Here is a 13,118-nt window from a genome sequence, read left to right as displayed (position 1 = left end):
CGGTCGACGCTTGGGCCACGCTAGACTCACCGGGCGGAGCGCCTTCCGCAGGGGAATACGGCATGCGCGAATCAAGCGAAAGGCCTGGCAATGGTCGTCTTTCCACCGATTTCTTTGGCCGCCAGGACGATGCACGGCGTGCTACGCGACGCATGCTGGTATTGTTCGCGCTGGCCGTGGTGTCGGTGCTCGTCGCGCTGGTGGGCGCACTGGCGCTGGGCAAATACGCGTTCATGCATTACTTCGGCCTGGCCTACGCCGGCTATTCGCCATGGCCGGCGACATCCACGATGGTCGGCATCGCGATCACCGCCACCGTCGCCATGGCATGGGTGTCATGGATGCGCATACGCGAGCTGGGCCAGGGCGGCGCCGTCGTCATGGAATGGATCGGCGCCCGCGAAATCGCACCGGATACCACCGACCTGGTGCACCGGCGGCTCAACAACATCGTGCAGGAAATGGCGATCGCCAGCTCGATCCCACCGCCCGACGTCTACCTGCTTGCGCACGAGCACGGCATCAATGCCTTTGTGGCCGGCCACGGCACGACCGACGCCGCCATCTGCGTCACCCGTGGCTGCCTGGAAAAGCTCACGCGTGACGAACTGCAAGGCGTGATCGCCCACGAGTTCAGCCACATCGTGCATGGCGACATGCGGCTCAATATCCGCCTGATCGGCCTGCTGGCCGGGGTGATGTTCCTGGCGACCACGGGGCGATCGCTGATCTACGGCGATTTCAGCAGCGGAAAAAAGGACCCGACGTTCTACATGCTGGGGCAATACAGCATCGGCCTCATCCTGCTGTGCGTGGGATCCATTGGCCATCTTGCCGGCCGTGTGGTGCAGGCAGCGGTCTCGCGTTCGCGCGAGTTCCTGGCGGGCGCGGCGGCGGTGCAGTTCACCCGCCAGACGCTGGGCCTCGTGGGCGCGCTGCGCAAGATCCAGGCACTCAGCACCGGCTCCGCGCTGCATGGTTTCGACAGCAGCGAGGTGGCCCACATGCTGTTCGGCGAGGGCGACCGCTGGTCGCGCCTGCTGGCGACGCACCCGGCCGTCCCCGTGCGCATTCGCGCGCTCGGCATGCCCTACAGGGAGCAGGATATCGCGCGCATCGCCAACGCATGGAAGACCACCGTGCCGGCTGCCGACGTGAACGCCCGCCACGCCTCGATCGCGGGGCTCGTCCCTTCCTCGCCGACAATGGGCGGACACGCCTTCGACACCATCCGCACCGTCGAGACACCGCGTGCGGCAACGCCACAAACAGTAATCGCCAGCATCGGGCATGCCACCGAAACAGCCGTCCAGACAGCCAAACGACTCATTTCATCCGTACCCGCAAGGCTCCTCGACGCGGCGACCACCGCCACCGGCGCCCAGGCCCTGATACTGAGCCTCGCCGTCGGCATCGAGCGGGGATGGCGCGCCGCCCAGCTCGATGGCATCGAGCAGCATATGGGCACCGCCACCCGCACCCAGGTCGAAGCCCTGCTCGACGCCAGCACCCGGCTGGCGCCGATGGCGCGCCTGCCCCTGCTGCAGCTGGCCCTGCCGCGCCTGCGCCGCATGTCGCGCGCGCAGGGGCAAACCCTCGTGCAGGCGCTGGAGGCACTGGTCCACGCCGATGGCCGCATCGACCTTTACGAGTTCTGTCTGGTTCGGCTGGTTCGGCTGCATCTGGCCGAGACCGCCCACCCGGCGCGCGCCCGCTTCGCCGGTCCGGCCCGACTGTTCGACCGGCGCGCCGATTTCGCCACGTTGTGCGCGATTCTCGCCGGTCGAGGCGGTGTCGACGGCGATGCCGCACGTCGCATCTGGCAACAGGCCATGGATAGCACCCTGCCCGGTCACGGCCTCGTCCATACCGTGCCGCCGGCGTGGCAGTCCTCGCTGGACGCACTGCTGCAGCGGCTCGATGCGCTGCGTCCGGTCGACAAGGAACTGGCCGTCGAGGGCCTGGCCACGGTGGTACTCGCCGACCAGCGGGTGACCGTTGAGGAATCCGAATTGCTGAGGCTGATCTGCGCCTGCCTGCACTGCCCGCTGCCACCGTTTCTGACGGCAGGGGACAGCCGCGACCATCGCGAGCCCCGACCGCCATCCCCGGCGGCGGAACCCGACGCCCGTAAACTCGACGTTTCACCGCTGTCCACTTGAGCGTCTGGCCATCTGGCCGTGCATCACCGGCTTGCGCCGGCAGCAGCCGATGGACCCCGGATGGCCCGACCCATTCGGCAGGCCGGTTGCTGCGCATTGCGCCGGACATCGTGCTGATGATCATGGACGCGGACGACGACGGCTTCGAGTTGTATCGGCTGGAACGCTGAGCGGCACACGTTGGGCCGCCCATCGCGACGCTTCCGCCTTGAATCCGGAATACTGCAACGACGCCCAGCCCAAGGCGGGGCAACCATCAACGGAAGGGACGACGACGCGCAATTACTCGGGCACGCCGCCGACCATCTCGCTTATCAACTGCGGCCGATGGAACAGGTAGCCCTGCCCGATGGCCAGGCCGGTCGAGCCGAGCAGATAATCCTTTTCCTCGGCGGTCTCGATACCCTCGGCCACCACCGTCATGCCCAGGTTCGTACCCAGCGATTCGATCGCCCGCAGGATGCCCTGGTTGCGCGGGCGCTGGCCTATCGACGCGACCAGCGAGCGATCCACCTTGAGTTCGTCGGCGGTGATGTCGGCGAGGATGGCCAGTGAGGAATAACCGGTGCCGAAATCGTCGATCGACAAGCCGATGCCCGCCGCGCGGATCAGCGGCAGGCATTGCAACTGGAACACGTCGGTGGCGAGGAAGGTTTCCTCGGTCAGTTCGAGCAGGAAATTCCTAGCGCGCCCCGTATCGGCGATGCGCCGCACCAGTTGCCGCACGAACGACGAACGGGTCGCCTGCACCGGGGATACGTTGATGCTGTAGCTGACGTCCGCACCAAACCCGCGGTCGAGCCAGGGCAGCGCCTCGCACAGGTTGTCCAGCACGATGGCGGTGATGTCGTCGAGCATGTCCAGTTCGCTGGCCAGCTTGAGGAACCGGGCAGGCGGGTGAATGGTGCCGTGGCTGTCCACCCAGCGCACCAGCGCCTCGAAACCCACGACCCGGCGCGTGCGAAGATCGACCTTCTGCTGCAGGGCACACTGGAATTCCCGCTTCGCCAGTGCTTCGCGCAACTGCTGCTCCAGCGACATCCGCTCCGACATCTCGCGCCCCATCGACGGATGGAAGAAGGTCACCCCGCCCTTGTGGGTGGCCTTGGCCCGATACATCGCCGTGTCCGCATAGCCGCGCAAGGTCTCGTAGTCGTGCCCATGCTCGGGCCACAGGGCGACACCGATCGAGCCCGAAATGGTGATGTCGTGGCCGCCTATCCGGAACGGCGCATGCAACCGCCTGCTGATCCGGTCCACCGCAACCACGAGCTCCTCGGTCTGGTCGAACGCGTCGAAGACGATGACAAACTCGTCGCCGCTGATCCGGCCGATGATGTCGCTCTGGCGCAGTTCGGCGCGCAGCCTGTCGGCAATGCCGACCAGGAGCGCGTCCCCCGCGGCATGCCCGTGGAAATCGTTGACCCGCTTGAAGTCGTCGATATCAAGAAAGGCCAGGGCAAACTTCTGGCTGGCGCCCTTCTCCGCGACGAGCAGGCCAACCAGCTCCTGGACATGCAACCGGTTGGGCAGCCCGGTGAGCTGGTCGTGGTTCGCCCGATGGGTCAGCGCCTCCTGGCTGGCCTTCAACTGCAAGGTCATCTGCTGCAGGCGCTGGCTCTCCGCCTCGGTCCGGCTTGCATGCGTGACGGCAAAGGCATGCGAGGCCAGCACGGAAAATTTTCCGGCCAGCCTCACGTGGTGCCGGTCAAAGCCGGGGCACCCGCGATCGCGCAGCAAGATCATGAGCCCGCGCCGGTCACGCACGCCCAGCGGCAGGTAAAGCGCGGGGCGCGCGTCGTCCTCGGTGGCCGGTGCCGACGCGTCGCCGGCTGCCGTCGAAACCGTCGTGACCGTGCGGCCGGCGAGCACCTTGTCCAGCTTGCGGTTGCGTTCCCGGAACGAGCCGACCAGCGCCGGGTCGTTCGACGCGATGCACTCCAGGTATCGTGGATCGGCCGGATTCTCGATCAGGACAATGGCACCGGAACACTCGAACACCGGCAACAGCGCCGCGAACACGCCGATGAACGGATCATGCTCGGCGCCCACGTCCAGCATCGCATCCAGCGCGTCGAGCAGCAGGTTGGCGTGTGTGGCCTCGACCCGCAGGACACTGATCTCCCGCCGCATCGCCACCAGTGTTTCGCGCAGTTCTTCGGAGCCCTCCATGGCGGATGCCTGCTAACGCGCGAAAGCGATGGCTGAGATCATCAGGTTGCCGTGCGCGTTTTTCTCCAGCATGGAGCCTTGTTCGCCGACCGTGAAACAGCCAAGGAAAGGCAGGCCCTCGAAGCTCGCGGAAACGGCGTCGGACACCTCGGGCATCTGCTCCCCCACCGCGAGCATGCAACCGGCGCAGTAGACCACCAGGCCGCCCGCCAGGCTCTTGCTGCCACCGGCGAGGTTGGCCGTCGCCGCGGCGGCAACCCTGCCGGCACGCTCGATCAGGCGCTCCCGCTTGCCGCGCATGCTGTACAGGCGGGTGCCCTCCTCGATGCATGCAAACGTCGAGAGCGCCCGGCCATCCAGGATCTTGTCGGGGTGGATGAGCAGGTAGTACGTGACACCCTCGATCTTTCCCGCATCGATGCCCAGGGGATACATCGTGGTGTTGGCGAGAATGCTGCCGCCCGCATCGAGCTTTTCTGCCAGGTCGCCGCCGATCCAGCGGTTGTACACCTCGGCCGCCGGCTCGTTGTCGATGGTCAGGATCTGTCGCCCCCTCACCCTGGTGGCCACGCCGCTTTCGCCCGACCGGTCGTAGCCCACTCGGGTCACGATGCCGCTGTGGCCGCTGGGCTCGTAGCCGCCCTGGAAGGCAAACCCGATGCCCCTGGAAGAAAACAGTACCGCCACCACCAGGCCATCGCTCATCGGCCCATCCGGTCCCAGTTGGCGCCATGCGCCACGGACGTCGTTGTCTGCGGAACTGCCGCCGATGATCGGACAACGGTCGCCGACCACACGCCGCAGGCCCTCGATGACGGCCTCCTCCTGGCCCGGCGCCTGGTAGATCCAGATCAGCTCCGGCAGCTCGCCGGCGCAGTCGGCCGCTGCCAGCGCCGCGTGTATGGCCTGCTCGGCGCAGGCTGCCGGGTCGGTGCCCAGACGCACGGCCGCCGCTCCGTAGTCACCCTCCGCATCCTCGATCAGCAACATGCCGATCGAACCTCCGCCGCCCAGGCCGGATTCGCTCATCACGCCATTGCAGGATGTGCCACCGAGCATCGCCGCCTGGGGAAAGCGGGTGCGAACGTAGTCGAAGATCGCCTCGTCGTCGTGCACGCCGTCGTAAAACACGTAGACAAGCGAGGGAGCCATGCCCGAATCGTCGATGGCACGATCCAGTTCCGCCAGCGTGTCCGCCGTCGACGAACCTGCCCGGACAAACGACTTCAGTGCGACCATGAACTTGTCCCCGTCATCCACGTGGCGAACGCGAACCGATGCATCCTGCAGATCGAGCACAGCGACCGCGCCAGGTCGGGTCCATCGTAAACGGTAAACGGCCACACCGCGCAAGCTTGCCTCATCGCCGTTCGTATCGACAGTGTGGCACCGGCCTGATGGACGAACAGGCACGACGGCATGTGCATCCGCACGTGCGTGTGCCCAGCCGGAAGCTCTGTGGTTGAATGCCCGGAAACCGACCGCGCACCGGGAACACCGATAGCTGCGCGTCGCCCAGCCCACGGCATTCCCTCCGTTACCCCGCCTCCGACGAGAACGACGCATTGCACCCCTCACCCAAGCCCACGCAAACCTCCCACCACAAAGACACGGCGCGTCGCACGGGCTGGGGCCTGCTCATCGCGCTGGCTGCCCTGCTCCTGGGTTCGCCGGCACATGCCAGCCGCACCACCCTCGTGTACGACAAGCCGGCCAGCCAATGGAATGAGGCGCTTCCGCTGGGCAATGGGCTGATGGGCGCGATGGTGTTCGGTGGCGTGCCCGACGAGCGCTTGCAGCTGAATCTGGGCACGCTGTGGGGCGGTGCGCCAAACGACTATATCGCGCCCGGCGCCGCCACCCGCTTGCGGCAGATGCAGCAGCTGGTTTTCTCGGGCCAGGTGGCGCAGGCCGAAGCGCTCAGCGCAGGATTCATGGGCGACCCGGCGTTGCTCATGCCGTTCCAGCCGTTTGCCGATCTGCGCCTGCACTTCCCGGACCAAGGCAAGGTCAGCGACTACCGAAGGGAACTGCGCCTGGACGATGCGATCAGCACCGTCTCCTACACCGTCGGCGATGTGCATTTTCGCCGCGAGGCCTTCATCTCCTATCCGGACCGCGTCCTGGTGATGCGCCTCGGCGCCGACCGACCGGCCGCGCAGAACGTCACCGTGGCGCTGGCCTCGCCCCAGCCCGGCGCCAAGGTCGCGCTGGTGGGCGCGAACACCATCGAGCTGAGCGGACAGATCCAGCCGCGCGCCAATCCGGCATCGTCGTGGACCGGTTCGTGGTCGCAGCCCGGGATAAGCTATGCGGGAAAGCTCGTCATCAAGACCGAAGGCGGCAGCATCCATAAAGCGGGGGACCACCTGGAGATAAGCGGCGCCGATGCCGTCACCCTCGTTTTCAGCGGGGCTACCAGCTTCAGGTCGTACCGCGATATCGGCGGCGATGCCGTGGCCGCCGCTGGCGTGGCCTTGGCCAAGGCCGCGCGAAAAGGCTACGACGCGCTGAAGCACGCCCACCTGGCCGACTATCGCGCGCTCTTCGACCGCGTGCATCTGAGGCTCGGCAACGACGCTTCCAGCGACAACGTCGCGACGGACCAGCGCATCCGCGACTTCAAGACCCACGACGATCCGTCCCTGGTGGCGCTCTATTACCAGTACGGACGCTATCTCCTGATCGCCTCGTCGCGCGCCGGCGGCCAGCCGGCCAACCTGCAGGGCATCTGGAACCCCGACCTGCTGCCGGCCTGGGGCAGCAAATGGACTACCAACATCAATCTGGAGATGAACTACTGGCCCGCCGAAACGGGCGACCTGGGGGAAACCCAGACACCGCTGTGGGATCTCATCGACGACCTGCAGGTGGCCGGCGCGAAAACGGCCCGGCGCTACTACGGCGCGCGCGGCTGGGTGCTCCATCACAACACCGACCTGTGGCGCGCCACCACGCCGGTCGACGGGCCATGGGGCCTTTGGCCCATGGGTGGCGTCTGGCTGTCCAACCAGATGTGGGACCACTACGCCTTCAGCGGCGACGAGGTTTTCCTGCGCGATCGCGCCTACCCCGCCATGAAGGGTGCGGCGCAATTCGTGCTGGATTTCCTGGTGGAAGCACCCAAAGGTTCTCCGGTCGCCGGCAAGCTGGTGACCAACCCCTCCACGTCGCCGGAAAACCGCTACCTGCTCGACGGCAAACCGGCTGGCCTCACCTACGCCCCCACGATGGACATCGAGTTGATCAACGATCTCTTCGACCACGTGCGCGCCGCCGCCGGGCATCTTGGCGTCGACACGGCGCTCGTAGCGCGCATCGATGCCGCTCAGTCACGCCTGCCCCCGCTGCAGATCGGCCACAAGGGACAACTGCAGGAATGGATCGAGGACTACGCCGAAACCGAGCCGGATCACCGCCACGTTTCGCACCTCTACGCGCTCTATCCGGGCAACGCGATTTCGCCGGACAGGACCCCGGCGCTGGCCAGCGCCGCGAAACGATCGCTGCAGTTGCGCGGTGACGGCGGTACCGGCTGGGCGCGCGCATGGAAGATCGCGCTGTGGGCACGCCTCGGCGACGGCGACCACGCCTCAACGCTGCTGCACGACCTGATCGCCGAGAACACGCTGCCCAACATGTTCGACGACCATCCACCGTTCCAGATCGACGGCAACTTCGGCGGCACGGCGGCCATCGCGGAGATGCTGCTGCAAAGCCGCATCGGCGAAGTCACCGTGCTCCCGGCCCTGCCGGCCCGCTGGCACGAGGGCGAGGTCGACGGCTTGCGCGCCCGCGGCGGCGTGCGGGTCGGCATCACCTGGCGCAACGGCATTCCCGCCGAAGTGCGCCTATCGAGCAAGGTCGCCACATCGGTACGCATTCGCTACCGCGACCAAGCCCTGGCGGTAACGCTTGAACCGGGCAAAACGCGGGTGGTGGAAGGGCCACGGTTGCTGACCGCCGCCACGGGGATGGGCGATCCCGCCAGCCACGAGTGAAGCGCGTCGAGGCGCGACCGGTTGCGTCTACGGCAGCCGGCCCGGCCCCACCGGTGCAAGAACCGCGCAAATCCATCATGTCCGCGCCAAAAAAAACGCCCCGTCACCGGGGCGTTCTTCGTATCGTGCCGGACGGCTTCAGGCGGACTTGCGCGCCTTGAAACGGTAGGCCGAGCCCACCAGGAGCAGGCCCAGGCCGAACATGGCAAGGGTTTCCGGCTCCGGCACGCCGACGGGCGCCGTGCTGAACGCCACGTTGTCGAATTCGAACGCGTAGGAGCTGCTGGTGGCAACGACCTTGTCGAATGACTGGGTCAGGAAATTGATGTTCACGTAGCAGGTGCCCAGCGCGTTCTGCAGGCCGCCGATGCAGTTGCCCGTTCCGGCCGATGCACCCACGTCGGCGCCGGTAAAGGTCGCCACCGACGCGCCACCGCTGAAGAACTCCAGCGTGTTGTACGCATCCACCGAGCCCCACAGCAGGCCCAGGTATTTCTGCTGCGTGTTGAAGGTCAACGTGGTCGAACCGTTGGGGCCGCCGCTGGTGAGATACGTGGTGGCGTCGATGCCGTCGGCCTGGCCACCGAAGTTGGCGCCATTGCCGCCGGAGAGGACCGGCGCCGCGTACAAGCCGCTTTGTGCGCCCTGCACCGCCTTGCCGTCCGGCGAGAAGCTCACGGTGAGTCCGCCGCCAAGCACGGTGGTGGTCGATGTGCCCGGCGCGAGGCTGTCAAAGGTCTCGTAATGATCCGCGCCCGTGGGCACGCCGCCGACCGAACCGGAAAGGACGGCCGTGGCGCTGGCGGTCGTGGCCGCCAAGCCCATGCCCGCGGTCAGCACCGCCGCACCGAGCAGCGACCGGAGGAAACGCGGGCCGTGCGACTTGCCTGGGGTTTTGCTGTTCATTGGTGATCTCCATGAAGACGGTTATACGGGCACAGGTGGTCTTGGCGAACCTTCGCGGCCGCCGATTGCGTGGAATGGCAAGCATGTTTTGTACCATCGGCCAAGCCCTTGTTTTTGCTTCATCACCGTTCCGTCACGCGGAGTCGCCGCGGTCGCTTTTGTAAAGCCGGCCGACATTTTGCCGGCATGCTGAAGTAGGGCCGTCGCCATCCCGGCCGCGTCGTTGCAGGGCGAAACGCCGTGGCGCCCGGGATCGCCCTGCCTACAATGGACGGCACCGCCGCGACGCCTCGCTCAGCGCGACTTGCGCAAACGACATCGGTTGCCGGCGTCGCCCGCCCCTCGATCCGCCGCCCAGCGACCCTGGAGATTCTTTTGAGCATCCTGCATTCACGCCCTGCCCTTGCCCTCCTCGCTGCCCTGGCTGCCGCGCCCGCCCTGCCCGCCACCGCGCAGCAACTGGCGATCACCTGGGATGACCTGCCCGCACACGGCCCGCTGCCGCCCGGCGAAACGCGGGTGGAGATCGCGCAGAAGATCATCACCGCCATGCAGCAGGCGAAGCTGCCGCCGGCCTACGGGTTCGTCAACGGCGTGCAAACGCAGAACGAACCGGCCTCCACGCCCGTGCTGCAACTGTGGCGCGACGCCGGATTGCCGCTGGGCAACCACACTTGGTCGCACATGAACCTCAACACGAACCCGCTCGCGGACTGGGAGCAGGACGTGACCCGGAACGAGGCGATGCTGCAGAAGTACATGGGCGATGCCGATTGGCGCTGGCTGCGCTATCCGTACCTGGCCGAGGGCGACACCGCGGCGACGCGCGCGGCCGGGCGCCGCTTCCTGGCCGGCCGCGGCTACAAGGTCGCCACTGTCACCATGGGTTTTGGCGACTACCTCTACAACGAGCCGTACGCGCGCTGCGTCGCGAAAAAGGACAGCGCCGCCATTGCCAGGCTGGAAAGCAGTTACTTCGCTGCCGCCGATGCCGCGATCGTCTACAGCCGCTCCCTGTCGAAAGCGCTCTACGGCCACGACATTCCCTATGTGCTGCTGATGCACGTCGGCGCTTTCGATGCCCGCATGCTGCCGCGCCTGCTGGCGCTCTATCGCGAACGCGGCTTCCGTTTCGTCACGCTGGAGGAGGCCGAGAGCGCGCCCTTCTACAGGAACGCTATCGACCCGGGCCTGCCCTCGTCACCCGATTCGCTGGAAGCGGCGATGACCGCGCGCGGGCTGCCGCTGCCTCCGGCACCCGGTCCCGGTCTCGACCTGGATGCGCTCTGCCGCTGACCGCGGTTCGCTGTTCCGACGATAGCTGACGCCCGGCGCGGAGCAGGACCACCCGGTCCGCGCGACGGGATGCTCTAGTATCGAATCCGTCGCACGGGCACGGGACCCACATGGACCGGAGAGACTTCATCCAGAAAAGCCTGCTGGCCTCGGTCGCCGCCGCGGCAGGGTCGGCCAACCTCGGCAGGGCGCAGGCGTTTGTCCCGGCCCACAACTGGGACGGCTACAACTTCGGCAGCGGCCCGGCGATCACCGACCGCCTGAACCAGGGGCCTTTCCCCACCTACAAGCCGGAACAGGTGGTGCCGGGCGCGGACGTCATCATGGCGACGACGCCTTCGCGAGAGCGGGTGCCGAACTACGGCATGGGCCTGGCCACCTACCTTTGCGACGAAGCGGGTCCGGCGTACAGGAAAAACGAATCGCTGGAAAAGTCGCTCGAAAAACTCGTCGCGCTGCCACTCACCGACGTCCTTTATGTGCGCCTGGACTGGCGTGACATGCAGAGCCGGCCGGGGAGGCTCGATCCCTGCGAGCACTGGAAAATCGCCTTCGACCTGGCCAGGCAATACGGCAAGCGCATCGGCTTTCGCATCCAGCTGATGAGCCCGGTGATCAAGCCGCAGTCGATGCCCGATTTTCTGCTGGGCAAGGTTCCGCTCTACGCGCTGGGCACCACCAGCGAAGTCGGCGAGAACCTTCCCGGCAAGGTGCATTACGCGCCGCAATACAACCACCCGGCGTTCATGGCGGCGTTGAAGGAGATGGACGGCCTGCTGGCCGATGCCCATGATGGCTCGGCCCAGGTGGAGTTCATGGACACCTACATGTACGGCTTTTGGGGCGAGGGACATACCTGGCCGTTCGAGGACCGCAACCCCTTCCCCGATTACGCCACGGCCGCCGCCACCTTCAACAGCATCTTCGACATGCAGTCGGCGCATTGGCGCAGGACGCCACTGGCCACGAACACGCAGCCCGACTACAACCGCGTGGGCAACGCCGAGCTCGTCGACAGGACCATCCGCTCGCACAACTGGTTGCGCACCGACACCATCTTCATCGAGAACATGCAGATCGAGAGCCTGAGCAACCGGCCGCCATGGGTAGCGGGGTTTGTCGAGAACGCGCTGTCGGACGGCTCCCCAGAAAACCTGAAAATATCCGAAGGCGTCACCCGCAACGACAACATCATCGCGCATGCCCGCGACGTCGGCCCGAACTATTTCTCGTTGTGGAACTGGCACAAGATCCAGGCCGAGCGGCTGATGAGCTACTACGACCGCTATCCCGACGCCATCGACGGGTTGGGCAGGCGCATCGGCTATCGCGTGCGCCCCTCGTGGATATGGGCCTTCGAAAAGGATGGCTACCCCGGCCTCGTGCTGGGCCTGGCAAACGACGGCGTTGCCGGCGTGCCGGGCGCCTTGCGCATTGTGATCCGGAGCGAACGCGGCCAGACCCTGAGCGAGGGAAGCCTGGACCCCGGCTACCCGCTACCGGGAAAGATTCGCCAGGCCCTGTTCAACCTGCCCAAGGGGACGTCGCTCGAAGGCCTGAGGATGTACGCGGAAATCGAAGTGAAGGGCATACGCCGGAAGGTGAACTGGGCCTGCCGCCAGAAAACCGAAAAGGACGGCGCGCTCGTGCTGCGCAGGAACATCTAGCCGCCTGCACCGGTACGGTCGATACCGCCGTGCGTGAAGCAGGCGCAGACGCCGTCGCGATCAACCCGGCTTGCGCCCGGTGAACGCGTCCATCGACGAATACACCTTGAACACGCTGCCGGCGAGCCAGTCCCACAGGGGCAATGGCAGCAGCCCGCGCAACACGGCGCTCAGCGTGACGGTCCACGGCATCATCAACCGCGGCTTGCCGGCCTTCATCGCGGCCCAGGCCTTGTCGACAACATGCGCCGGCTCGAGCAGCGGCGTCAGCAGCGGGGCGCGGGCGCCGGCGAACATGCCGGTCTTGATGTAGCTGGGGATCAGCGTGGTGACGCGCACATGGCCATGGCCCTCGCGCTTGAGCTCCAGCCGCAGCGAATCGCTCCAGCCGATCAGCGCCCATTTCGATGCGGTGTACACGGTCATCCGCGGCACGGATACCAGTCCCGACGCGGACGCCACGTTCAACACCCGCGCGTCGTTGCCGGCGGCGATCATGGCGGGCAGGAAAGCCCGGGTGACGTGCATGGGCCCCAGCACGTTGACGCCGATGACGAACTCGGTGTCGGTGATCGGATCGTGCTCCGAGAACGGTTTGCCGCGAACCACGCCGGCGTTGTTGATCACGATGTCCGGCGTGCCGGCTTCGGCCGTTACCCGCACCGCCATGTCTGCGACCTCCTGCGCCGACGACACGTCCACCACATGGGCCAGCACCCTGGCACCGTCGGCGGAGAGTTCGGTGCAGGTCGCCTGCAATGCCGCGGCGTCCCTGTCCCACAACACCACGGCGGCGGCGCGTTCGGCCACCGCGCGCTCGGCATACAGGCGCCCCATGCCCATGGCGGCCCCGGTGATGAGAACGATCTTGCCTTCGACGCTGCGCATGCCCACCTCCGGTCTGTCCGGTGATT

8 protein-coding genes are annotated in these 13,118 nt (G+C 66.6%); 4 read left to right on the top strand and 4 right to left on the bottom strand.

The window, feature by feature from the left end:
- The first annotated feature begins 62 nt into the window (after positions 1-62).
- The gene (locus tag ABD017_RS03125) at positions 63-2,162 is read left to right on the top strand and encodes a M48 family metalloprotease (protein WP_343880030.1); all 2,100 of its coding nucleotides are present in this window, start codon (positions 63-65) and stop codon (positions 2,160-2,162) included.
- A 282-nt stretch (positions 2,163-2,444) separates the two neighbouring features.
- Here ABD017_RS03125 and ABD017_RS03120 read toward each other — a convergent pair whose 3' ends face one another.
- Both ABD017_RS03120 and ABD017_RS03115 read right to left on the bottom strand, forming a co-directional pair.
- A complete protein-coding gene (locus ABD017_RS03120; RefSeq protein WP_343880028.1) occupies positions 2,445-4,334 on the bottom strand; it encodes a putative bifunctional diguanylate cyclase/phosphodiesterase in 1,890 nt (629 codons plus the stop codon).
- Positions 4,335-4,346: 12 nt separating this feature from the next.
- Entirely contained in the window at positions 4,347-5,633 is a 1,287-nt protein-coding gene (locus ABD017_RS03115) for an FIST signal transduction protein (protein ID WP_343880026.1), read from the bottom strand.
- Positions 5,634-5,899: 266 nt separating this feature from the next.
- On the opposite strand from ABD017_RS03115, the gene ABD017_RS03110 reads away from it, so the two are divergent.
- Positions 5,900-8,335 (top strand): glycoside hydrolase family 95 protein, encoded by a 2,436-nt coding sequence (locus ABD017_RS03110; protein WP_343880024.1) that lies wholly within the window; start codon positions 5,900-5,902, stop codon positions 8,333-8,335.
- Between the two features lie 138 nt (positions 8,336-8,473).
- Here ABD017_RS03110 and ABD017_RS03105 read toward each other — a convergent pair whose 3' ends face one another.
- Positions 8,474-9,241 carry an Npun_F0296 family exosortase-dependent surface protein gene (locus ABD017_RS03105; protein WP_343880022.1) on the bottom strand — a complete coding sequence of 256 codons (768 nt, stop codon included), beginning with the start codon at positions 9,239-9,241 and terminating at the stop codon, positions 8,474-8,476.
- A 267-nt stretch (positions 9,242-9,508) separates the two neighbouring features.
- Between ABD017_RS03105 and ABD017_RS03100 the strand changes: the two genes are divergently transcribed.
- Together ABD017_RS03100 and ABD017_RS03095 are read left to right on the top strand one after the other, a co-directional pair.
- Positions 9,509-10,537, top strand: a complete 1,029-nt coding sequence (locus ABD017_RS03100; protein ID WP_343880020.1) for a polysaccharide deacetylase family protein — start codon at positions 9,509-9,511, stop codon at positions 10,535-10,537.
- 110 nt (positions 10,538-10,647) lie between these two features.
- The gene (locus ABD017_RS03095; RefSeq protein ID WP_343880017.1) at positions 10,648-12,204 is read left to right on the top strand and encodes a hypothetical protein; all 1,557 of its coding nucleotides are present in this window, start codon (positions 10,648-10,650) and stop codon (positions 12,202-12,204) included.
- Positions 12,205-12,264: 60 nt separating this feature from the next.
- Here ABD017_RS03095 and ABD017_RS03090 read toward each other — a convergent pair whose 3' ends face one another.
- Positions 12,265-13,092, bottom strand: coding sequence for an SDR family NAD(P)-dependent oxidoreductase (locus tag ABD017_RS03090; protein ID WP_343880015.1), 828 nt, complete (start codon positions 13,090-13,092; stop codon positions 12,265-12,267).
- Between the last annotated feature and the right edge of the window lie 26 nt (positions 13,093-13,118).

It is taken from the genome of Rhodanobacter caeni (assembly GCF_039523575.1).
GTDB lineage: Bacteria > Pseudomonadota > Gammaproteobacteria > Xanthomonadales > Rhodanobacteraceae > Rhodanobacter > Rhodanobacter caeni.
The sequence above is the reverse complement of the archived record's forward strand: the minus strand, read 5'-3'. Positions and strand labels throughout refer to the sequence as shown.